Source organism: Streptococcus oralis, assembly GCF_003944215.1.
Classification (GTDB): domain Bacteria; phylum Bacillota; class Bacilli; order Lactobacillales; family Streptococcaceae; genus Streptococcus; species Streptococcus oralis_BI.
In genome coordinates this window covers 80,227-102,159 of the sequence record NZ_RJVZ01000007.1, presented here as the reverse complement: position 1 = coordinate 102,159, position 21,933 = coordinate 80,227, and the positions used below count along the sequence as shown (strand labels likewise).

Annotated in this window: 17 protein-coding genes, 11 tRNA genes and 1 pseudogene; 24 read left to right on the top strand and 5 right to left on the bottom strand. The window is 39.6% G+C overall.

All coding sequences use genetic code 11. The features are described 5' to 3' along the window. The first annotated feature begins 80 nt into the window (after positions 1–80). The 11 genes from D8804_RS05650 (at position 81) to D8804_RS05600 (ending at position 1,110) form a co-directional block, all read left to right on the top strand. Positions 81–154, top strand: a tRNA-Arg gene (locus D8804_RS05650). 16 nt (positions 155–170) lie between these two features. Then, a tRNA-Pro gene (locus D8804_RS05645) sits at positions 171–244 on the top strand. A 5-nt stretch (positions 245–249) separates the two neighbouring features. After that, positions 250–323: transfer RNA gene (locus tag D8804_RS05640), tRNA-Met, on the top strand. Positions 324–336: 13 nt separating this feature from the next. Next, positions 337–410 (top strand) — tRNA-Ile (locus tag D8804_RS05635). 11 nt (positions 411–421) lie between these two features. Continuing rightward, a tRNA-Ser gene (locus D8804_RS05630) sits at positions 422–511 on the top strand. 11 nt (positions 512–522) lie between these two features. Next, positions 523–596 (top strand) — tRNA-Met (locus D8804_RS05625). A gap of 3 nt (positions 597–599) precedes the next feature. Next, a tRNA-Phe gene (locus D8804_RS05620) sits at positions 600–672 on the top strand. A 15-nt stretch (positions 673–687) separates the two neighbouring features. Next, a tRNA-Gly gene (locus tag D8804_RS05615) sits at positions 688–758 on the top strand. 34 nt (positions 759–792) lie between these two features. Then, positions 793–866, top strand: a tRNA-Ile gene (locus D8804_RS05610). Positions 867–874: 8 nt separating this feature from the next. Then, positions 875–962, top strand: a tRNA-Ser gene (locus D8804_RS05605). A gap of 60 nt (positions 963–1,022) precedes the next feature. Then, positions 1,023–1,110 (top strand) — tRNA-Ser (locus tag D8804_RS05600). 121 nt (positions 1,111–1,231) lie between these two features. Here D8804_RS05600 and D8804_RS05595 read toward each other — a convergent pair. Further along, a pseudogene (locus D8804_RS05595) lies at positions 1,232–2,429 on the bottom strand (ISL3 family transposase). Positions 2,430–2,649: 220 nt separating this feature from the next. Here D8804_RS05595 and D8804_RS05590 point away from each other — a divergent pair. Then, entirely contained in the window at positions 2,650–3,354 is a 705-nt protein-coding gene (locus D8804_RS05590; protein WP_125399096.1) for a hypothetical protein, read from the top strand. Between the two features lie 104 nt (positions 3,355–3,458). On the opposite strand, the gene birA is transcribed toward D8804_RS05590, so the two are convergent. Beyond that, positions 3,459–4,397, bottom strand: coding sequence for a bifunctional biotin--[acetyl-CoA-carboxylase] ligase/biotin operon repressor BirA (birA, locus tag D8804_RS05585; protein WP_125399095.1), 939 nt, complete (start codon positions 4,395–4,397; stop codon positions 3,459–3,461). Then, positions 4,394–5,254, bottom strand: a complete 861-nt coding sequence (locus D8804_RS05580) for an AraC family transcriptional regulator (RefSeq protein ID WP_125399094.1) — start codon at positions 5,252–5,254, stop codon at positions 4,394–4,396. Before D8804_RS05580 ends, birA begins: the two co-directional genes overlap by 4 nt. A 107-nt stretch (positions 5,255–5,361) precedes the next feature. Here D8804_RS05580 and D8804_RS05575 point away from each other — a divergent pair, with 107 nt between their 5' ends. The 10 genes from D8804_RS05575 to D8804_RS05530 all read left to right on the top strand — a co-directional run bounded on the left by D8804_RS05575 (position 5,362) and on the right by D8804_RS05530 (position 17,127). Further along, positions 5,362–7,524, top strand: a complete 2,163-nt coding sequence (locus D8804_RS05575) for an alpha-galactosidase (RefSeq protein ID WP_125399093.1) — start codon at positions 5,362–5,364, stop codon at positions 7,522–7,524. A gap of 34 nt (positions 7,525–7,558) precedes the next feature. Further along, complete coding sequence (locus D8804_RS05570) at positions 7,559–8,809, top strand: extracellular solute-binding protein (protein WP_125399092.1); 1,251 nt, start codon at positions 7,559–7,561, stop codon at positions 8,807–8,809. 18 nt (positions 8,810–8,827) lie between these two features. Beyond that, on the top strand, positions 8,828–9,700 hold the full coding sequence (locus D8804_RS05565) for a carbohydrate ABC transporter permease (protein ID WP_084975704.1): 873 nt from the start codon (positions 8,828–8,830) through the stop codon (positions 9,698–9,700). Between the two features lie 16 nt (positions 9,701–9,716). Next, the gene (locus D8804_RS05560; protein WP_125399091.1) at positions 9,717–10,550 is read left to right on the top strand and encodes a carbohydrate ABC transporter permease; all 834 of its coding nucleotides are present in this window, start codon (positions 9,717–9,719) and stop codon (positions 10,548–10,550) included. Positions 10,551–10,746: 196 nt separating this feature from the next. Further along, positions 10,747–12,189, top strand: coding sequence for a sucrose phosphorylase (gtfA, locus tag D8804_RS05555; protein ID WP_125399090.1), 1,443 nt, complete (start codon positions 10,747–10,749; stop codon positions 12,187–12,189). A 132-nt stretch (positions 12,190–12,321) separates the two neighbouring features. Then, positions 12,322–13,515, top strand: coding sequence for an O-antigen ligase family protein (locus D8804_RS05550; protein WP_038805734.1), 1,194 nt, complete (start codon positions 12,322–12,324; stop codon positions 13,513–13,515). A gap of 144 nt (positions 13,516–13,659) precedes the next feature. Beyond that, a complete protein-coding gene (locus D8804_RS05545) occupies positions 13,660–14,103 on the top strand; it encodes a MarR family winged helix-turn-helix transcriptional regulator (RefSeq protein WP_125399089.1) in 444 nt (147 codons plus the stop codon). 3 nt (positions 14,104–14,106) lie between these two features. Next, positions 14,107–14,871 (top strand): nuclear transport factor 2 family protein, encoded by a 765-nt coding sequence (locus D8804_RS05540; RefSeq protein ID WP_125399088.1) that lies wholly within the window; start codon positions 14,107–14,109, stop codon positions 14,869–14,871. A gap of 14 nt (positions 14,872–14,885) precedes the next feature. Continuing rightward, on the top strand, positions 14,886–15,614 hold the full coding sequence (locus D8804_RS05535) for an ATP-binding cassette domain-containing protein (protein WP_125399087.1): 729 nt from the start codon (positions 14,886–14,888) through the stop codon (positions 15,612–15,614). Further along, a complete protein-coding gene (locus tag D8804_RS05530) occupies positions 15,607–17,127 on the top strand; it encodes an ABC transporter permease/substrate-binding protein (RefSeq protein WP_125399086.1) in 1,521 nt (506 codons plus the stop codon). The genes D8804_RS05535 and D8804_RS05530 overlap by 8 nt, the downstream gene beginning before the upstream one ends. An 83-nt stretch (positions 17,128–17,210) precedes the next feature. Here D8804_RS05530 and D8804_RS05525 read toward each other — a convergent pair whose 3' ends face one another. Next, the gene (locus D8804_RS05525) at positions 17,211–17,543 is read right to left on the bottom strand and encodes a glucuronide permease (protein ID WP_125399085.1); all 333 of its coding nucleotides are present in this window, start codon (positions 17,541–17,543) and stop codon (positions 17,211–17,213) included. A gap of 26 nt (positions 17,544–17,569) precedes the next feature. Continuing rightward, positions 17,570–18,124 (bottom strand): TetR/AcrR family transcriptional regulator, encoded by a 555-nt coding sequence (locus tag D8804_RS05520; protein WP_084947193.1) that lies wholly within the window; start codon positions 18,122–18,124, stop codon positions 17,570–17,572. 130 nt (positions 18,125–18,254) lie between these two features. Between D8804_RS05520 and D8804_RS05515 the strand changes: the two genes are divergently transcribed. Both D8804_RS05515 and D8804_RS05510 read left to right on the top strand, forming a co-directional pair. Continuing rightward, positions 18,255–19,154 carry a cation diffusion facilitator family transporter gene (locus tag D8804_RS05515; RefSeq protein ID WP_125399084.1) on the top strand — a complete coding sequence of 300 codons (900 nt, stop codon included), beginning with the start codon at positions 18,255–18,257 and terminating at the stop codon, positions 19,152–19,154. A gap of 109 nt (positions 19,155–19,263) precedes the next feature. Next, positions 19,264–21,789 carry an ABC transporter ATP-binding protein/permease gene (locus D8804_RS05510; RefSeq protein ID WP_125399083.1) on the top strand — a complete coding sequence of 842 codons (2,526 nt, stop codon included), beginning with the start codon at positions 19,264–19,266 and terminating at the stop codon, positions 21,787–21,789. The last annotated feature ends 144 nt before the right edge of the window (positions 21,790–21,933 follow it).

Here is a 21,933-nt window from a genome sequence, read left to right as displayed (position 1 = left end):
GGCAGACGCACAGGACTTAAAATCCTGCGATTGGAAACGATCGTACCGGTTCGATCCCGGTCCTCGGCATATAATAATGAGCACCCTTAGCTCAACTGGATAGAGTACCTGACTACGAATCAGGCGGTTAGAGGTTCGAATCCTCTAGGGTGCATTTTTTCTATTTAACTCGGGAAGTAGCTCAGCTTGGTAGAGTACTTGGTTTGGGACCAAGGTGTCGCAGGTTCGAATCCTGTCTTCCCGATTGATGGCGGTGTAGCTCAGCTGGCTAGAGCGTCCGGTTCATACCCGGGAGGTCGGGGGTTCGATCCCCTTCGCCGCTATAAAGATCTTGTTGGACCTTTAGCTCAGCTGGTTAGAGCTCTCGGCTCATAACCGAGTGGTCGTAGGTTCAAGTCCTACAAGGTCCATTGTATATTTTGGAGGATTACCCAAGTCTGGCTGAAGGGAACGGTCTTGAAAACCGTCAGGCGTGTAAAAGCGTGCGTGGGTTCGAATCCCACATCCTCCTTTTATTATTAACGCGGGATGGAGCAGCTCGGTAGCTCGTCGGGCTCATAACCCGAAGGTCGTAGGTTCAAATCCTGCTCCCGCAATTTGGCTCGGTAGCTCAGTTGGTAGAGCAATGGATTGAAGCTCCATGTGTCGGCGGTTCGATTCCGTCTCGCGCCATTTTATAATAGTTATGCGGGTGTAGTTTAGTGGTAAAACTACAGCCTTCCAAGCTGTTGTCGCGAGTTCGATTCTCGTCACCCGCTTTGAACTTTGTTCAAATTACCAAGTTTTTGACTTGGGCGCGTAGCTCAGGTGGTTAGAGCGCACGCCTGATAAGCGTGAGGTCGGTGGTTCGAGTCCACTCGTGCCCATTAAAGTAGGAGAATTACTCAAGAGGCTGAAGAGGACGGTTTGCTAAATCGTTAGGTCGGGTAACTGGCGCGGGGGTTCGAATCCCCCATTCTCCGTATACAGAGTGCTGTGACGTGAGTATGGGGAGTTCGTATAAACTTATTAATTAATATTTTGGAGAATTACTCAAGAGGCTGAAGAGGACGGTTTGCTAAATCGTTAGGTCGGGTAACTGGCGCGGGGGTTCGAATCCCCCATTCTCCGTGATATAATTTGAGAATCTTTATCAACTCTAGTGGGTTGGTAAAAAGTTATATTCTGGAGAGAGCCACATTGGCACTCTCCTTTTTTTGGCTCTTTGTCAACTGTAGTGGGTCGAAGTCAGCTAAGATCGAGAAAGGACGAATTTCGTCCTTTCTTTTTTGATGTTGAGAGTGATGAAAATCCTTTTTTTGAAGTTTTCAAAGTTTCGAAAACCAAAGGCATTTCGTTTGATGAGTTTGATGAGATTATTAGTTGCTTCCAATTTGACGTTAGAATAGGGTAGTTGAAGGGCGTTGACAATTTTCTCTTTGTCCTTGAGAAAGGTTTTAAAGACAGTCTGAAAAAGAGGATGAACCTGCTTTAGATTGTCCTCAATAAGTCCGAAAAATTTCTCCGGCTCCTTATTCTGAAAGTGAAAAAGCAAGAGATGGTAGAGCTTATAGTGGTGTTTCAAGTCTTCTGAATAGCTCAAAAGCTTGTCTAGAATTTCTCTATTCGTTAAGTGCATACGAAAAGTAGGGCGATAAAATCTCTTATCGCTGAGTTTACGGCTATCTTGTTGAATGAGCTTCCAGTAACGTTTGATAGCCTTGTATTCATGGGATTTTCTATCGAATTGATTCATCATTTGGACACGAATACGGCTCATAGCACGGCTAAGATGTTGTACAATGTGAAAGCGATCTAGAACGATTTTAGCACATGGAAAAAGCTGTTTAGCCAAGTCATAGTAGGGACTAAACATATCCATAGTAATGATTTTCACCTGACAACGAACAGCTCTATCGTATCGAAGAAACTGATTTCGGATAACAGCTTGTGTCCTGCCTTCAAGAACAGTGATGATATTAAGCTTGTCAAAATCTTGCGCAATGAAACTCATCTTCATCTCCCGATTGAAACAGTCACTCCCCTGACTGTTTCAACGTCCCAGGACATAATCTCAGGAAGTCGGTTAAAATCATGCTTAAAGTGAAAGTCATTGAGCTTGTGAATGACAGTTGAAGTTGAAATGGAAAGCTGGTGAGCGATATCGGTCATAGAAGTTTTTTCAACTAGTTTTTGAGCAATGATAGCACTTTAAACGGCGTTTTTTAAGGAGAATTCTAGTAGGCATGTTAGTCGTTTCAGGGTAAGGAATCTTAGACGGTTTTTGAAAGTCATATTTCTTCATTTGACTTGCAATCAGGACAAGATGGAGCCTCATAATCCAGTTTAGCGATAATCTCCTTGTGGGTATCCATATTGATAATATCTACACTCTTGATGTTAGGGTCTTTAATGTCTAGTAGGTTTGTGATAAAATGTAATTGTTCCATATGATTCTTTCTAATGATGGTTTGGTCGCTTTTCATTACAGATCTTATGGGACTTTTTTCTAGGCTACATAATTTCCATAGTGGTTTTACTCACTACAGAATTATAGAGCTCTATTATCTAATGCTGTTTCAGTAACTTTCATACTAGAAAAATCATAAATAGACTAGATTTAGTGATATACTAGGGTTAGGGACTTCAAGTGGCTGGGGGATAATCAATATGAAAAATGGAGTAAAATTTCATAGTATTTTTTATAGATTTATACTATTTATCTTTGTAGTATTTCTAACTGTGATTTCAATGATCTTAGATGCAAAAAAAGCGCAAATTCGCTTTTTTAACCTATCTTTGACTATCGGACAAGAGGAGTTGAAGGTTGTTACAGTTGCGGTTTTGCTCCTTACTTTTCTTCTATCTTTCATGTTCAAATGGAAGTGTTTAATCCATAAAACTGGGATTTATCTAAGAAAAATTGATTTATTTGTAGATTGGAATGCGATTAGAGGTCTTAGCCATATCTGGATCAATGAATATCATCGTGGACCTCATGGTTTCCCGTTCTATAATCGTAAGACGCTGGTTATTTATAGAGAAAATTATCAACCGATTTGCCTTTATAATATTTCAATATTGGCCTTATATGTGGCTAAATGTTATCATCCAAAATTGAAAACCAATATAGTCTCAGCAACGTTAGCAAGTCTCTTCAATATGGCTTTAAATGCATGGTTCTTGTACGAGATGTTTAGTAAAAATTTGGTGAATATAAAAGCTGAAGTCTTTATGTTTTGGTTGCTTTTATATGCTATTAAAGTTTTTGCACTGCCATTGGTTATGCTTGGATACGAAAATCACTGCTATGTAGCTTCTTTGGCACATAGCATGACATATAAAAAGAATGTCTCAAAAGCTATCCACCTGTAAAGTGTTGATAGGAAGCGAGCTATTTATATATCGGTTTCTTTCAACATTCAAAAAGCACTATATGCTTGCTAGATGAGATTCTAGACATCATATAGTGCTGTTTGTTAAGTCCAGCTAGTGAGTGAGATTTCACCACTATTGAGCCAGATTTCTGTCTGGTCATCAAGCTGGATAAGGAGTTGTCCTTTGTCGGAGATGTCCTTGGCGACTCCTTTTTTTTCAGTCCGATCTTGGATAAAACTGACCTCTCTTCCTAGAACAAGAGAGTGTTCTTTATAAAGATAGAGTAGTTCTTCGGGTGCTGTTTGGTAGAAACAACGCCAAATTTCTGAGATTAGTTCGTTTCGTGTGATAGGAGCTGGTGGTGTAAAGAGACTTCCAGCTTTTTCTTTTATCTCTTTGGGAAAATCGCTGATGGCAAAGTTGATTCCAACGCCGATAATGACGTCTGTTACTAGGCCTGTTTCCACGGACGTCATGGCTTCGGTGAGGATACCTGCTATTTTTTTATTTTTAAAGTAGATATCATTTACCCATTTGATACCCACGTCAATCAAGGTGAGGTTTTTAATAGCTTTGTAAATGGCACCTGCTGTAAGTAATGTGTAGGCAGGAAGCTGGTCATAGGTGAGATTTGGCTGAATATGTAATGACATATAAATACCTCCCTGAGCAGGAGAGTAGTAAGGGCGTTGAAAGCGACCACGACCTGCTGTTTGATATGTGGAAAGATAGAGACTATTTCCCTGGCTTCCACCTTCAATACCTTCTTTTGCATCTGTTTGAGTAGATTTTGTTTCAGGCTTGTAGAGAATGATTAAGTTGGTTTTCTCTTGAATCAAATCAGGTAGGATCAAATCGCCTTGAATGAGCTTATATCCTCTATTTTTAATACTGTCAATCACAAGTCCTTCTTGTTGTAGGCGTTGAATTGCCTTCCATATGGATGTACGACTTAACGACAGTTCTTCTGCAATTTTTTCTCCGCTAACATAGTCGTTTTCTCTAGCTAATATTTGGTAGACTAGTTGGTGTGATTTCATTGATTTTCCTTTCTAGCTAAGAGGGAGTGGGAGAGTTCTTTTCGAGTTTGACTCGGTGTTTTATGAAAAAACTGTTTGTAGGCTTTTGAGAAATGTAGTGGATCTGAAAAACCCACGGAGTATGCAATGACTTTGATCGTTTCGTTGGTATGTTCTAGTAACTGTTGCGCACGATTCATTCGAACGAAAAGCAAATATTCTTTTGGAGAGAGTTGGTGAAATTCTTTAAACACACTAGTTAAGTAACTTCTATGAACCGATAGCTCTTTTGCTAAATCTTGAATTGTGAGTGATTGAGGGTAGTGACTATCTATCAATCGTTTGCAGTCAAGATAGAGTTGGTGGGTTGATGAAATATTCTCTTTTTTCTGATTGGGAGCAATAGTTCCTAGATGAAACATTAGTTCATGGAGTTGCCCCATGATATGGAGTTGTGCTAGTTCGTTTGATTTTGTTATCTGAGCGAAACGGACAATACTATCGATGAGGTTTGCAGTTGTCTGTGTATGACAGCTTTCTGATTGGATGAGATAGGATTGGTCAGAAATTTGAGAGAGAGCAAAATAGTCAGGTGCCCTCCCTCCAGTAATCCCCAACCAGTAGTAAGCCCAAGGATCCTGGCTATCTGCTTTATAAAAGGTTAATTCATCTGGTTTTAGTAAAAAGAAATCTCCTGCCTTTAAATCAACAATTTTACCTTTATAATGGAATTGACCTTTTCCTTTAGTAATGTAATGTAGTACATAGGTATCTCGAATAGCTGGGCCAAAAGAGTAGTTAGGCGTACATTCTTCATAACCGTAAAAGCTAAGAGAAAGATCAATTGTTCCAGTCTGGTATTCTGAAAAAACGAGCATATGCCACCTCCTACCTAACATTTTACCATACTTTGTAGACATTTCTCTATTTTAGAAAGCGCTTTTATGTGATAAAATTTTATCAAGAAATCGAAGAGGTGAAATATATGGGAGTTCGAATAGAGAATAATCTATTTTACGTTGAGAGTAAAGGTCTAAGTTTGATTATTGAAAATAGGGATGGGTTCTTATTATTAAAACATTTAGGAAAGACTATTAAGAACTATAGAGGTGTCAATAGTGTTTATGAACGCGATCATGCTTTTTCAGCTAATCCTATAGCTACTAATCGAGCATTTAGTTTGGATACGCAACGTCAGATTTTTGGACAACATGGCTTAGGTGATTTCAGAAGACCAACCTTACAGGTTCAGCATGATGCAACTGAAGTAACAGACTTTCGATTTGTAGAAGCAAAGATTTTAAAAGGTCAGAATGGTCCACAGGGCTTACCTTCTCCTCACAGCATGGATGCTACAGAGACGCTTGCCTTGATTTTAAAAGATTCTAAGGCTCAACTTAGTCTGACTTTGTATTATACTGCTTTTGATAATGATGCGACAATTGCTAGCTACAGTAAATTGGAAAATAATAGTAATCAGGAAGTTGTCATCCACAAGGACTTTTCTTTTATGGCTGATTTTCCTGCCGCAGCTTACGAAATAGTGACTTTACAGGGAGCTTATGCTCGTGAAAAGACTGTCCGACGTCAACAGGTAGAACAAGGAATCTTTTCAATTAGTTCGAACCGTGGTGCTTCTGGTCATGCTCAAACACCAGCTCTTCTATTATGTGATCAAGGAGTCACAGAGGATGCTGGGAATGTGTGTGCTCTGCAATTACTGTATAGTGGAAACTTTGAAGCTTTTGTTCAAAAGAATCAATTGAATGAAGTTCGGGTGGCTATTGGCATTAACCCGGAAAACTTTTCTTGGAAGTTAAATCCTGAGGAAAATTTTGAAACACCGGTAGCTTTAGTGACCTTTTCAGATCAAGGATTAACTGGTATTAGCCATGAAAGTCAAAATTTTGTACTTAAGCACATTATGCCAAGTCAGTTTTCTAAAAAAGAACGTCCAATTCTAATCAATAACTGGGAAGCAACTTACTTTGACTTTCAGAGAGAAAAACTGTTAGAGTTGGCAGATGAGGCTAAGAAAGTTGGAATTGAACTTTTTGTATTAGATGATGGGTGGTTTGGTAATCGCTTTGATGATAATCGTGCTTTAGGTGATTGGGTTGTTAATGAGAAAAAACTGGGTGGAAGCCTAGAAAGTCTGATTTCAGCTATCCATGAAAGAGGTTTGCAGTTTGGACTTTGGTTAGAACTTGAAATGATTTCTGTTGATAGTGATTTGTATCGTAAACATCCTGACTGGGCTATTCAGGTTCCAGGATATGAGCATACCTATTCTAGAAATCAATTAGTACTTAATCTTGCCAATCCACAGGTAGTAGAATATTTGAAAAATGTTTTAGATGAACTCCTCTCTCATCATAAAATTGACTACATCAAATGGGATATGAACCGCAATATCACTAACTTAGGGAATGGTTCAGCTTATCTGGAAACTCAGATGCAATCTCATCAGTACATGCTGGGACTTTATGAACTTGTTTCTTATCTAACAGAGAAGCACAGCCATATTCTCTTTGAGTCCTGCTCTGGTGGTGGTGGCAGAAATGATCTTGGTATGATGCGCTATTTCCCACAAGTCTGGGCTAGTGATAATACTGATGCCATTGCACGTTTACCAATTCAATACGGCTCATCCTATCTCTATCCAACCATTTCCATGGGAGCTCATGTGTCAGCTGTACCGAATCATCAGATGGTACGAATGACACCATTGGAAACTCGTGGTCATGTGGCAATGATGGGAAATCTGGGCTATGAGCTTGATTTGACAAGTTTATCAGATGAAGAGAAGGCTGAGATTGCTAATCAGGTGAACTTGTATAAGGAATTACGGCCAGTAGTCCAGTTGGGAAACCAGTATAGGTTAATCAATCCCGATGCTGAATCCAATGAAGCAGCAGTTCAATTTAACTATGAAGATCAAACGATTGTAACCTATGTCCGAGTCTTATCAGTTGTGGAAACAATGGAAACCACCTTGAAACTGAAAGACTTAGAAGAAGAAGGACTTTATGAGCTGGAAGGGACAAACATTGTTTACTTGGGTGCAGAACTCATGTATGCAGGTTTAACTGTTACCTTATCACCAGGAGATTTTTTGAGTAGACAGTATAAATTCAAGAGACTATAATAAAAGCGTATAAATTTATCAAGGAGGCATTCCAATGAAATGGTATAAGAAAGCAGGTTTTCTTTTAGTAGCTGGGGCAAGTTTACTAGGCCTAGTGGCTTGTGGTCAGAACAATCAATCAACTGATGGCAAGGTAACGATTGAGTTTTTTAACCAGAAGACCGAGATGGCAGATACCTTGCAAAGGATAGTGGATGATTTTGAAAAGGAACATCCTAATATTGATGTGAAGCTGACTACAGTACCTTCAGCTGGAATTGTGCTAAAGACTCGTATTTTATCAGGAGATGTTCCAGATATTATTAATATCTATCCTCAAAATATGGATTTTCAGGAGTGGGCGAAGGCAGGCTATTTTGCAGATATGACAGGAAAACCCTATCTTGAGAACATCAAGAATGACTATGCTGAAAAGTATGCGATTAATAATAAAGTTTATAGTGTGCCTTTAACGGCCAACCTTTATGGAATCTATTACAATAAAATGAAGTTTAAAGAATTAGGGCTTGAGGAACCGAAGACTTTTAAAGAGTTTCAAGAGATTGTTAAAAAGATAAAAGATAGTGGAAATTCTCCGTTTGCGGTTGCAGGCAATGAAGGCTGGACATTAAATGGTTACCACCAACTTTCTCTCATTACCCTTACGGGTAGTGGAGACGCGGCTAATAACTATCTTCGCTTTTCAAAACCAAACGCAATCTCTGCAGATGATGCTATTTTAAAAGCAGATGCAGAACGACTCGATTTATTAGCAGATAATGCTCAAGATGGTTGGCGTGGTGCCTCTTATAATGATGCGGTGGTAGCATTTTCGAGTGAAAAAGCCTTGATGATGCCACAAGGATCATGGGCATTAGCGGCAATTAATCAACAGGATCCAAAATTTGAGGTGGGGATGTTCGCCTTTCCTGGAGAAGAAGTAGGAAAAGAAGTTACTGTTGGTGCAGGGGACATGGCATTATCAACTTCAGCTACTACCAAACATCCGAAAGAAACCGAAGAATTTATCAGCTATATGACTAGTCCAAAAGCTATGCAGTCATACTATGATGTAGATGGATCACCAGTTGCGGTGAAAGGCATACAGGAAAAAGAAGATTCAGCGCTTGCAGCTATTTCTAAACTGGCTTTTACGGACAAACATTATGTTTGGTTGGGCCAACGCTGGAACTCTGAAGAAGACTTTTTTAATCTAAGTGCAGGTTACCTGATGGATAAAAATCTGAAAAATATGGCAAACAATCTCAATGCTTTCTTTAATCCAATGAAGGCAGATTTGGACTAGAATAGGAGTTAAGATGATATGGCTATTCGAAAATTTTTAAATAAATACTGGGGTTGGACATTTTTGCTCATCCCGCTTGCTTTACAAGCTATCTTCTTTTACTTTCCAATGGTACAAGGTGCTTTCTATAGTTTGACTAACTGGACTGGATTGACCTATAATTATAAATTTGTTGGTTTGAATAACTACAAATTGCTGATGATTGATGGGAAATTCTTCACAGCCATAGCCTTTACTTTGATTTTAACTCTGGCATTGATTATTGGAGAGATTACGATTGGGATGGTTGTGGCACGAGCCTTAAATTCTAAGATGAAGGGGCAGACCTTCTTTAGAGCTTGGTTCTTTTTCCCGGCTGTTTTGTCTGGTTTGACAGTTTCCTTGATTTTTAAACAATTTTTCAACTATGGGCTTCCAACGATTGGAAGAATTTTAGGGATTGGTTTTTTACAAGAGAGCCTATTAGGAACACCTGTCGGAGCGGTAGTGGCAACTATTTTTGTTCTTCTATGGCAAGGAGTAGCTATGCCAATCATTCTCTTTCTTGCTGGTCTTCAGAGTATTCCAAATGATATTTTGGAGGCGGCATCAATTGATGGTGCAACAAGTAAACAAACCTTTTGGAAGATTGAATTACCCTATTTGCTGCCAACGATTTCTATGGTTTTTATTCTGGCTCTTAAGTCCGGTTTGACAGCCTTTGACCAAATTTTTGCCTTGACGAGTGGTGGGCCAAATAATGCTACAACGTCTCTTGGACTTTTAGTCTACAACTATGCTTTCAAGAGTAATCAATATGGATATGCGAATGCAATTGCCTTGATTTTATTCTTAATTATTGGAATTGTTTCTCTGATCCAAATCAAGCTATCAAAGAAATTTGAAATCTAATAGAGGAGTCCTACACATGAAAAAAGAAGAAAAATTGAATCAGTTTTGGAAATATGTCCTCTTGATAGTCGGTGGTATTCTTATACTTGTTCCTTTGTTGGTAACGGTATTTAGTTCTTTCAAGACAACTAAGGATATCATGAATCATTTCTTTAGTTTGCCCAATCCTTTTACGTTGAGTAATTATGAACGATTGATTTCGGATGGAATTGGAGGCTATTTCTGGAATTCAGCTGTTATTACGGTGTTATCATTGATTGTAGTGGCTTTCTTTATACCAGCTGCAGCTTATTCTATTGCTCGAAATATGTCCAAGAAAAAAGTTTTTGCAATTATGTATTCGCTCTTGATCTTAGGGATATTTGTTCCATTTCAGGTGATTATGATTCCCATCACAGTTATGATGAGTAAACTCGGTTTGGCAAATATGTGGGGGCTAGTAATACTCTATCTAACTTATGCTATTCCACAGACTCTCTTCTTGTATGTTGGTTATATAAAAATCAGTGTACCAGATAGTTTGGATGAAGCTGCGGAAATTGATGGGGCTGATCGTTTTACAATTTATCGTCGAATCATTTTTCCAATGCTGAAACCCATGCATGCGACAACTTTGATTATCAATGCTCTCTGGTTCTGGAATGACTTTATGTTGCCACTGTTGATTCTGAATAAGGATTCCAAGATGTGGACTTTGCCTCTCTTCCAATACAACTACCAAGGTCAGTACTTCAATGACTATGGCCCAAGTTTTGCATCCTATATTGTGGGAATTGTAACGATAACCATTGTCTACCTCATCTTCCAGAAACATATCATTTCAGGAATGAGTAACGGGGCAGTGAAGTAAGAAAGTGCTTAGGGGATTTATAATTTCATACATAGACGAACGGTTCAGCTTATTGACAATTCTATGTAGAAAACAAGAAAGTCGTATTTAGTTGATTGCAGTCTATATTAGTACTGAACAAAAATCTAAAAATATCTTTCATTTACGAAGCCAGGTCATATAAGACTTGGCTTTCATCAGAAAAAGGAGAACATCTATGACCATTCAAAATAAAACTATGTTGATTACTTACTCAGATAGTCTTGGAAATAACCTTAAAGACTTGTATGAGAATTTGGAAGAACATTTTGGCGATGCTATTGGGGGAGTTCACCTTCTACCATTTTTCCCGTCAACAGGTGATCGTGGATTTGCACCAGTTGACTATGATGAAGTGGATCCAGCGTTTGGTAATTGGGAGGATGTTAAGCGTTTAGGTGAGAAATATTATCTTATGTTTGACTTTATGATTAACCATATTTCTCGTCAATCTAAGTACTATAAGGACTATCAAGAAAAACATGAAGCCAGTGAATTTAAAGATCTCTTTTTAAACTGGGATAAGTTTTGGCCAGAGAACCGTCCGACACAAGCTGATGTAGATTTAATTTACAAGCGTAAGGATCGTGCACCAAAGCAAGAGATCGTTTTTGCAGACGGTTCAGTAGAACATTTGTGGAATACCTTTGGTGAGGAGCAGATTGATCTTGATGTGACCAAAGAAGTAACGATGAGCTTCATCCGTAAGACGATTCAACATCTAGCAAGTAACGGGTGTGATTTGATTCGCCTAGATGCTTTTGCTTATGCGGTGAAGAAATTGGATACCAATGATTTCTTTGTGGAACCAGATATTTGGGACTTATTGGATAAGGTCCGGGATATAGGAGCTGAATACGGTGCAGAGCTCTTACCTGAGATTCATGAACACTATTCGATTCAGTTTAAAATAGCGGATCATGATTACTATGTTTACGATTTTGCCCTTCCAATGGTGACCCTTTATACTCTTTACAGTTCCAGAACAGAGCGCTTAGCTAAGTGGTTAAAGATGAGCCCGATGAAGCAATTTACGACACTAGATACCCATGATGGGATTGGAGTGGTAGATGTCAAGGATATCCTGACCGATGAGGAAATTGACTATGCTTCAAATGAGCTCTATAAGGTTGGAGCGAATGTCAAACGTAAGTACTCTAGTGCAGAGTATAACAATCTAGATATCTACCAAATCAATTCAACCTACTATTCTGCACTTGGAGATGATGATGTCAAGTACTTCCTCGCTCGTTTGATTCAAGCTTTTGCGCCAGGCATTCCTCAGGTTTACTATGTGGGTCTATTAGCAGGAAAAAATGACTTGAAATTATTAGAAGAAACCAAAGAAGGTCGAAATATTAATCGTCATTACTATAGCAATGAGGAAATAGCAGAAGAAGTTCAACGTCCTGTGGTGAAGTCCCTTCTCAATCTATTTTCTTTCCGTAATCGGTCAGAGGCCTTTGACCTAGAAGGGACTATTGACATTGAAACACCAACAGCTCACAGCATTGTAATCAAACGTCAAAATAAAGACAAGTCCGTAACAGCAGTAGCAGAAATTGATTTGCAAAGTCAGACCTATCAAGTAGTGGAAAACGGTAGAAACATTCAGTTCTAGTGCCATATTAATGAAAGATTTTTTTTGTGGCGAAAACGTGTTCATTGTTCCCAAATGACGGAAAAAATGGTAGAATATAAAGATAGTTTAGCATTTATCTTCTGGAGAAATCCAGAACAGAAAGGATCCGTTTTGAAATCAATTGGATTACTGGATAAGATAAGAGGGCTTTCGAAAAAAGATTTCTTTTTGTATCTGATGATCATGAGTATCTTTTTACCTTTTTATTTGTTCTTATCACTCTTTGCTTTATATTTGATAGGTTTACTTGTTACTGGGGAGATGAAGGGAATTATCAAAGGATTAGCCAAACATCCTGTACTTCTCTTTTTTATTGCCTACAGTAGTGTCATTTCCATCGTCGCCAAGAACTGGCTTGGTCTAGCAGCATCTTTCCTGATGCTCCTATTTCTTATTTTCTTTAGTTTTTACCAGAAGCGTCTGACGCATGCTTTCTTTCGACTGATACTCCAGACGGTTTTGTTTGGTAGTGTTGTCTCTGCCGCTTTTGCTACTTTGGAGCATTTCCAAATTGTAAAGAAATTTAACTATGCCTTTCTTTCACCAAATATGCAAGTATGGCACCAAAACCGTGCAGAGGTCACCTTCTTTAATCCTAACTACTATGGGATCATTTGTTGCTTCTGTATCATGATTGCCTTTTATCTCTTTACAACGACGAAGCTAAGATGGTTGAAAGTCTTTTGTGTGCTAGCAGGTTTTGTAAATCTTTTTGGTTTAAATTTCACGCAAAATAGAACAGCCTTTCCTGCTATTATCGCTGGAGCCATCATTTATCTCTTTACGACCATTAAAAACTGGAAGGCCTTTTGGCTTAGTATTGGGGTCTTTGCGATTGGCTTGAGTTTCCTTTTTTCTAGTGATTTGGGAGTTCGGATGGGAACTTTAGATTCTTCTATGGAAGAACGCATTTCTATCTGGGATGCTGGGATGGCCTTGTTTAAGCAAAATCCTTTTTGGGGGGAGGGGCCATTGACCTATATGCACTCTTATCCTCGGATAAATGCTCCTTATCATGAACATGCTCACAGCCTTTATATTGATACGATTCTGAGTTACGGAATTGTGGGAACCATTTTATTAGCTTTGTCTTCTGTTGCTCCTGTTCGTTTGATGATGGATATGAGTCAGGAGTCGGGGAAACGTCCAATTATCGGTCTTTATCTATCTTTCCTTACAGTGGTTGCTGTGCATGGAATCTTTGACTTGGCCCTTTTCTGGATTCAGTCAGGTTTCATTTTCTTGTTAGTTATGTGCAGTATTCCATTGGAGCGTCGAACTTTGGTATCAGACATGACGGATTAAGTTTATAAGATTGAAATCTTCTACCTTGAGTAGGAGATTTTTTACTGAGAAAAATTAGTTCTAAGTCGAAATAGTTGACAATTGGAATAATAAGTATTATAATATTTTTTATTCGTATCGATATAGAAATAAATTGGAGGTTTCATGAAATATTGTCATTTGGTAGCCCATCATATTCGTTTGTTGAATGGGCGGATTTTTCAAAAGTTACTGAGACAAGACCCTGACTCTCTTTATCGGAGTGAGCAGGGAAAGATTTTAGCGGTTTTATGGAATAGTAAGACGGGCTGTGCAACTGCGACAGATATTGCGCTTGCGACTGGGCTTGCTAATAATACGTTGACAACCATGATAAAGAAGCTTGAGGAGCAAAACCTGGTCATCATTAGCCCATGTGGAATAGATAAGAGAAAGAAATATGTCAAGTTGACAGAGCAAGGTTTGTCCCAGAAAGAAGTTGGCCGTCGTGTTAGTCAAAAATTGGATGCAATTTTTTATAAAGGATTCACTGAGGAAGAAGTTCGTCAATTTGAAGTTTTTCAAGAAAGAATTTTGGCTAATCTGAAAGAGAAAGTAAATGAGGCATAAATCATGTCAAAACAAGTTGAAAATGCACAAAATCTATACATTCATGCCATTCAAGACGGACGAGTTGCTGAGGCTCAAGCTCAGTCTGTAGGAGATACCTACATTCAACACTCGACAGGTGTGCCAGATGGGAAAGAAGGGTTTGCGGCTTTCTTTGCAAATTTCTTTGAGCGCTATCCCGAGCGTGAGATGAAGATTGTTCGCACTATTGAGGATGGCAATCTGGTCTTTGTCCATGTTCACCAATATCTCAATGGCGGAGAAGCGCAATGGGTGACGACGGATACTTTCCGTGCGGATGAGAATGGTCGTATCGTAGAACATTGGGATGTTATTGACTACTATCGAACACCTGAAAACGGCCAATTAGATCAGATTTTTGGTGATTTTGAAATCACAGTTTTGGATAAGACAGCAGAAAATAAAAAGTTGGTTCGCCGTTTCTTGACAGAAATTTTCCAAAATGGGGAACTGGAGCAGTGGAGTGACTTTGTGGTAGAAGATTTGATTCAGCATAATCATGAGATTGGACAAGGAAGTCAGGCCTATAAAAATTATGTGGCTGAACATGGTGTTACTTTCGACTTTGTTTTCCAGCTTTTGGGACAAGGAAACTATGTGGTTAGCTATGGGCAGACTCAGATTGATGGAGTTGCCTATGCCCAGTATGATATCTTCCGTCTAGAAAATGGGAAAATTGTGGAGCATTGGGATAATAAGGAAGTTATGCCTAAGGTAGAAGACTTGACTAATCGAGGGAAGTTTTAAATTGAGGACAAAGAATGATTGAATATAAAAATGTAGCGCTACGCTATACAGAAAAAGATGTTTTGAGAGATGTTAATTTACGAATCGAGAATGGAGAGTTCATGGTTTTAGTTGGGCCTTCTGGGTCTGGTAAGACGACCATGATTAAGATGATTAACCGTCTTTTGGAACCAACTGATGGAAATATATACATGGATGGTAAGCGCATCAAGGACTATGATGAGCGTGAACTTCGTCTTTCTACTGGTTATGTTTTACAGGCCATTGCTCTTTTTCCCAATCTAACGGTTGCGGAAAATATTGCCCTCATTCCGGAGATGAAGGGGTGGAGTAAGGAAGAAATAGCGACGAAAACAGAAGAGCTTTTGGCTAAGGTTGGTTTACCAGTAGCTGACTATGGGAATCGACTTCCTAGTGAATTATCTGGTGGAGAACAGCAACGGGTTGGTATTGTTCGTGCCATGATTGGTCAGCCTAAGATTCTCCTCATGGATGAGCCTTTTTCAGCCTTGGATGCTATTTCGAGAAAACAGCTACAGGTTCTGACGAAAGAATTGCATAAAGAATTTGGGATGACAACGATTTTTGTGACCCATGATACGGATGAAGCTTTGAAATTAGGTGACCGTATTGCTGTCTTGCAGGATGGAGAGATTCGTCAGGTGGCGAATCCTGAGACGATATTAAAGGCTCCTGCAACAGACTTTGTAGCAGACTTGTTTGGAGGTAGTGTTCATGACTAATTTGATATCAACTTTTCAGGATCGTTTTGGTGATTGGGTAACAGCTCTATCTCAACATTTGCAGTTGTCGCTTTTGACCTTATTACTAGCTGTTTTTATTGCGATTCCCTTGGCTGTTTATCTTCGCTATCATGAGAAGTTGGCGGACTGGGTCTTGCAGATTGCAGGGATTTTCCAGACTATCCCGTCTCTGGCCTTGTTAGGACTCTTTATCCCCTTGATGGGAATTGGAACCTTGCCTGCTTTGACAGCACTAGTGATTTATGCGATTTTCCCGATTTTACAAAATACTATTACTGGACTGAAGGGAATTGATCCAAGTCTACAAGAGGCTGGGATTGCTTTTGGGATGACCAGGTGGGAGCGTCTCAAGAAGTTTGAAATTCCACTTGCCATGCCCGTCATTATGTCTGGAATTCGGACAGCGGCTGTCTTGATTATCGGTACGGCGACCTTGGCAGCCTTGATTGGGGCAGGGGGGCTGGGTTCCTTCATCCTTTTGGGAATTGACCGTAATAATACCAGTCTGATTTTGATTGGCGCCCTTTCTTCTGCAGTGCTTGCCATTGCCTTTAACTTCCTACTAAAAGTGATGGAAAAAGCAAAATTGAGAACGATTTTCTCTGGTTTTGCCTTGGTGACCATATTGCTGGGTCTGTCTTATAGTCCAGCATTACTAGCTCAAAAAGAGAAAGAAAACTTGGTGATTGCTGGGAAATTGGGACCAGAACCCGAAATTTTGGCTAATATGTATAAATTGTTGATTGAAGAAAATACCAGTATGACTGCGACTGTTAAGCCGAATTTTGGGAAAACAAGCTTCCTCTATGAAGCTCTGAAAAAAGGGGATATTGATATCTATCCTGAATTTACTGGTACAGTGACTGAAAGTTTGCTTCAGCCATCACCCAAGGTAGGTCATGAGCCGGATCAGGTTTATCAGGTGGCGCGTGATGGTATTGCCAAACAGGATCATCTAGCCTATCTCAAACCTATGTCTTATCAAAATACCTACGCTGTAGCTGTTCCGAAAAAAATTGCTCAAGAATATGGCTTGAAGACCATTTCGGACTTGAAAAAAGTGGAAGGACAGTTGAAGGCAGGCTTTACTCTCGAATTTAATGACCGTGAAGATGGAAATAAGGGCTTGCAATCAATGTATGGTCTCAATCTCAACGTAGCGACCATGGAGCCTGCTCTTCGCTATCAGGCAATTCAGTCAGGCGATATTCAAATCACGGATGCCTATTCGACAGATGCAGAGTTGGCACGTTATGATTTACAGGTCTTGGAAGATGACAAGCAACTCTTCCCACCTTATCAAGGAGCGCCACTCATGAAAGAAGCTCTTCTCAAGAAACATCCTGAGTTGGAGACAGTTCTCAATAAATTGGCTGGTAAAATTACGGAAAGTCAGATGAGCCAGCTCAACTACCAAGTTGGTGTCGAAGGCAAGTCAGCAGAACAAGTAGCCAAGGAGTTTTTACAAGAACAAGGTTTGTTGAAGAAATAAATGGAGAGGAAAGTCAGGAGGAGCCACTTTCTTCAGTAAACAAAATCCCATCTCGTCTAAAGTTCGAGATGGGATTTTTAGTGTTAGAGTAAGATAAACAAGAGAGCAATCAAAGCTGCTAGTGTGCCCCTTATAATGTGGTGCGATATATGTTGACTTTCTTGCTGTCGCCCATTCCAGTAAGCACCGTAGCAGATGATGCTAGAGCCCACTATCCATAAGATGATCGTTGCTAGTGGAACGAAGAAAAAGATAGCAAGAGCTAGTGAAGTGAGACAACTGCCGACCAAGATGCACGTGTTTCCCAGACTGTAGTTCTTTTCTTTCATGGCTGCGAAAGCTGCCGCGAGATGAAGGAGGGAGAAAATAAGAGCCAATACAATCGTTAGAATTCCTAGGATAATAGAATTTAACATAGTTGATTCCTTTCTTCGTGATAGGATTAAATTTCGAGTGATTTTGTAGAAGTCATCTCAATCACATCTAAGTAAAATTTCACTACTTGGTCTTCAGTATAAGATTTTCCTTTTTTTAGCCACCAGGTCAGTGTTTCGATAAAGTTTGTTACTACAAAATGTTTGAGGTAGGAAGCCGGAATGTTTGGATAGGACTCTTGCAAATCATCCGCCACCATGGGATAGACGTGGTGTTCGAGCTCCTTGTGTAGTTGGCGGAGGAAGTAGTCGTTTTTGGAAAAAAGAAGACTGGTGACATGGTCTTGATTTTTTTGAAAATGCAAAAAAATATGTGCGAGGTAGTCCTCGGTAGTAAAGTGTCCTTCCCTTTCAAAGAGATGATGAAAGAGGTAGCGACAGAGTTCATCTAAAAGCAGTTCCTTGCTTTCATAGTGACAGTAAAAAGTAGAACGCCCAACATCTGCCAAGTCAATGATATCTTGGACAGTAGTAGCATCATAGCCCTTGTCGTTCAAAACTTGTAGAAAAGCTTGATAGATGGCTCTTTTAGTCTTACTGACTCGACGGTCTCTTTTTGGCATATAGACACTTGAGACAAACTGTTCAGAACTGAACATGGCTGACAGTTTGCTTCTATCCTTTCTTTGGATTTTATTAGATAATACAAATGAAAGAAGTATATATATCTATTATACCAAAGGAGGGAGAGAAATGAGTTCTAAAACATCTATCTGGCTAGCTTTTTTCTTGAATCTATCATTTTCTATTGTCGAATTTATTTTTGGGGGTATCTTCAATTCAAGTGCGGTATTAGCGGATGCGGTTCATGATTTGGGCGATGCCCTTGCCATAGGCTTATCAGCTTGCTTGGAAACTATTTCCAATCGTCAGGAAGACAAACGTTATACACTTGGTTATAAACGCTTCAGTCTGCTAGGCGCCATGCTGACTGCCTTGATCCTTTTGACAGGATCTTTCATGGTGCTCTTGGAGAATATTCCTCGTCTCCTATCCCCTCAGCCTGTCAACTACCAAGGGATGCTGTGGTTGGGAGTTATTGCGATTCTTATCAATCTCTTGGCTAGTCTAATCGTTCGTAAGAGTCAGACCAAGAACGAAGCTATCCTGACCTTGCATTTTTTAGAAGATATTCTGGGTTGGCTAGCGGTTATTCTGGTTGCTGGTGTTTTGTATGTGACTGACTGGTACTTTCTCGATCCACTCTTGTCTCTTTTGATTTCTAGTTTTATCCTTTGGAAAGCCATTCCTCGTTTTTGGTCAATACTCAAGATTTTCTTAGATGCTGTGCCTGAAGGGATCGAGACCGCCGAGCTAGAGAAAGAGTTAGCAGCGCTAGCTAATGTTAAAAGTGTTAATCAACTCAGTATTTGGTCCATGGATGGTTTGGAAAATGACGCCATTGTCCATGTTTGCCTAGAAGAGATTGAACATATGGAGTATTGTAAAGAATCCATTCGTAATTTACTCAAAGATTATGGTTTTCAAAATGTTACCATTGAAGTTGATGCAAACCTAGCAAGTCACCAAACCCATAAGCGAAAAATTGAGGAGTTGGAAGTAGGTCAAAGTCATGGACATCATCATTCATAAGAAGTCGATTTTCTATTTGTTGATTATTTTTGATGAATTGTAAATGTAACATATTTACTCCATTATGAAATTGTGATAGACTACATATATCACTGAAAGGAGATAGACGATGTTACAGCTACAACACATTTCAAAAGTCTATCATACGGGCGATCAAGAGTTCCACGCGCTAAAGGATATCTCGATTCGCTTCCGTGAGAATGAGTTTGTCTCCATTCTCGGGCAATCGGGTTCTGGGAAAACCACCCTATTAAATATCATCGGGGGACTCGACCAATACACATCTGGTGATTTACTCATCCAAGGAAAATCAACAAAGCAATTTAAAGACCGCGATTGGGATAGCTACAGAAACCACACCATCGGTTTCGTCTTTCAGTCTTATAATCTCATCGGGCACCAAACTGCACTCTCTAACGTAGAAATTGCAATGACTCTTTCGGGTGTTTCAAAAGCAGAACGTAAGAAACGTGCTATCGAAGTGCTCGAACGCGTAGGCCTAAAAGACCATTTATATAAGAAACCAAGTCAAATGTCTGGGGGACAAATACAACGAATCGCGATTGCGCGTGCTCTTGTTAATGATCCAAAAGTCGTTTTAGCCGACGAACCGACAGGAGCGCTCGATTCTGAGACTTCTGTTCAAATCATGGATTTATTAAAAGACATCGCCAAGGAACGTTTGGTTATCATGGTGACGCATAACCCAGAGCTGGCGCAGAAGTACTCCACACGTATCGTACAAGTATTAGATGGAAACATCTTGAGCGACTCAAACCCATGCGAACCAACAGAGGAGACAAAGCAAGTCGACATCCAGTTCACGAAGACGAAGATGAGCTTTATAACCGCCCTTGTACTTTCCTTTAATAACCTATTGACAAAGAAAGGTCGTACCTTACTAACAGCTTTTGCGGGTTCCATCGGGATTATCGGGATTGCTCTTATCTTAGCCCTTTCCAATGGTGTGAGTGACTACGTTAAAAAGGTGCAGGAAGATACCCTCGTCTCTCTTCCACTGACGATTAGCGAGCAGAACCAGAGCAACTTGTTGGCGACCTCTCCAGATTTGAGCGAGAAGCCTTACAAGGATAATCATGAGCTCGGTATCAATACGGTTTTAACGAATTTATTGAAAAAACAAATCGGAAAGAACGACCTAGCTTCCTTCAAGACTTACTTGGAGGAACACGCTTCGAAGGTCGAATCTCTCACAAAAGACATTCGTTATCGATACAATTTACAACCGTTTATCTATGCAAGTGATACTTCCAACGGACCCAAAAGTATTCTGCCTTCAACCTTAGCTGATGAAATAGAAACAGCAAATCAAACGATGAAGGGATACTTACAAAACCTCAACTACTGGAGTGAACTTTCTAGTGATTCTTCAATGCTAGAAAGCAAGTACGACGTGTTGGAAGGACGCTTCCCACAAGATAAGGACGAGCTCGTCCTTATCGTAGATGAAAACAATCAAATTAGCGATTTGTTGCTCTATAGTTTGCGTTTCAAAGATCCCAGTGAATTGAACGATACGAAGAAGCTCGACGAACTCTCTTCTCAAACGTATCAATATAGTGATTTTATCGGAAAAACTTTCAAAGCAGTTGTCAATACAAACCGTTTTGTGAAAGAAAATAACTTATGGCTCAATAAGATTGATAATGCTTCTTATATGAAAACTCAAATCGAGAATGGGCTCCAACTTAAAATTGTGGGTGTCCTTCGCCAAAAAGACGGCACAAGTTCAGGCGTGAATACTCCTTCAGGAGGAATCGCCTACACAAGCGCCCTTATTGATTACACTTCCGAATACATTCAAAATAGTGATATCGTTAAGGAACAGGAAGCCAATCAAAATCTAAATGTATTTACGGGTAAAGACTTTGCCAAAGATCCTAAACCATTCAGTTCGGAGAATTTAACCGAAGAAGAAAAAATTCAGTTGGCTAAAATGACGCCTGAAGAACAGGCGCAGTATGTCCAACAATATAACGACAATTCGGCTTCAACTTACGAGGAAAACCTCGCAAAAATGGGCGTCATCAACAAATCCAAACCAGCTGCCATTGAGCTCTACACCTCTTCGTTCCAACAAAAACAAGACTTAAAAGAGTTCATAAACGCCTATAACACAGCGAAAAAAGAAGCTGGAGAAGACGATAAAGTACTCGCTTATTCAGATGATATCCAATCTATCATGTCTTCAATTACGACATTGGTTGGCGTAGTGACAACAGTACTCGTTGGCTTTGTGGCCATCTCACTCATTGTATCTTCTATAATGATTTCGATTATCACGTACATTTCAGTTCTCGAACGTACAAAAGAAATCGGAATCCTACGTGCAATGGGGGCTTCGAAGAAAGATATTCGTCGTATCTTCACTGCTGAAACAGCCATTGAAGGATTGATCTCTGGGGTGCTCGGTATCACGATTACCTTTCTTGCGACATTCCCAATCAATGCGATTGTTGCGAAAATGACAAATGTGGGAAATGTAACGCAATTACCAATAGAAGTAGCTCTAATCCTTATCGGTATTTCGATTGTCCTTACCATGTTAGCCGGTCTAATCCCTTCACGCATCGCTGCTAAGAAAGACCCAGTCGAATCGCTTCGTAGCGAATAACAATTAAATCCCAAAAAGGTGGATAAAGGAATATTTCTTTATTCACCTTTTCTATTGGCTGGAAACTATTAAAAACGTAATCGAAAAATCTCTCCTTATAAAACTTAAATCTCAAGAAGAAAAGACTATATTGGACTAAACTAG

What these genes read in the sequence shown, in the direction of transcription:
- D8804_RS05520 (WP_084947193.1), bottom strand. Translation starts at nt 18,124, where the DNA reads ATGCCAAAAAGAGACCGTCGAGTCAGTAAGACTAAAAGAGCCATCTAT.
- D8804_RS05540 (WP_125399088.1), top strand. Translation starts at nt 14,107, where the DNA reads ATGTCAAAACAAGTTGAAAATGCACAAAATCTATACATTCATGCCATT.
- D8804_RS05590 (WP_125399096.1), top strand. Translation starts at nt 2,650, where the DNA reads ATGAAAAATGGAGTAAAATTTCATAGTATTTTTTATAGATTTATACTA.
- D8804_RS05525 (WP_125399085.1), bottom strand. Translation starts at nt 17,543, where the DNA reads ATGTTAAATTCTATTATCCTAGGAATTCTAACGATTGTATTGGCTCTT.
- birA (WP_125399095.1), bottom strand. Translation starts at nt 4,397, where the DNA reads ATGAAATCACACCAACTAGTCTACCAAATATTAGCTAGAGAAAACGAC.
- D8804_RS05515 (WP_125399084.1), top strand. Translation starts at nt 18,255, where the DNA reads ATGAGTTCTAAAACATCTATCTGGCTAGCTTTTTTCTTGAATCTATCA.
- D8804_RS05510 (WP_125399083.1), top strand. Translation starts at nt 19,264, where the DNA reads ATGTTACAGCTACAACACATTTCAAAAGTCTATCATACGGGCGATCAA.
- D8804_RS05565 (WP_084975704.1), top strand. Translation starts at nt 8,828, where the DNA reads ATGGCTATTCGAAAATTTTTAAATAAATACTGGGGTTGGACATTTTTG.
- D8804_RS05535 (WP_125399087.1), top strand. Translation starts at nt 14,886, where the DNA reads ATGATTGAATATAAAAATGTAGCGCTACGCTATACAGAAAAAGATGTT.
- D8804_RS05530 (WP_125399086.1), top strand. Translation starts at nt 15,607, where the DNA reads ATGACTAATTTGATATCAACTTTTCAGGATCGTTTTGGTGATTGGGTA.
- D8804_RS05545 (WP_125399089.1), top strand. Translation starts at nt 13,660, where the DNA reads ATGAAATATTGTCATTTGGTAGCCCATCATATTCGTTTGTTGAATGGG.
- D8804_RS05580 (WP_125399094.1), bottom strand. Translation starts at nt 5,254, where the DNA reads ATGCTCGTTTTTTCAGAATACCAGACTGGAACAATTGATCTTTCTCTT.
- D8804_RS05560 (WP_125399091.1), top strand. Translation starts at nt 9,717, where the DNA reads ATGAAAAAAGAAGAAAAATTGAATCAGTTTTGGAAATATGTCCTCTTG.
- D8804_RS05575 (WP_125399093.1), top strand. Translation starts at nt 5,362, where the DNA reads ATGGGAGTTCGAATAGAGAATAATCTATTTTACGTTGAGAGTAAAGGT.
- D8804_RS05570 (WP_125399092.1), top strand. Translation starts at nt 7,559, where the DNA reads ATGAAATGGTATAAGAAAGCAGGTTTTCTTTTAGTAGCTGGGGCAAGT.
- gtfA (WP_125399090.1), top strand. Translation starts at nt 10,747, where the DNA reads ATGACCATTCAAAATAAAACTATGTTGATTACTTACTCAGATAGTCTT.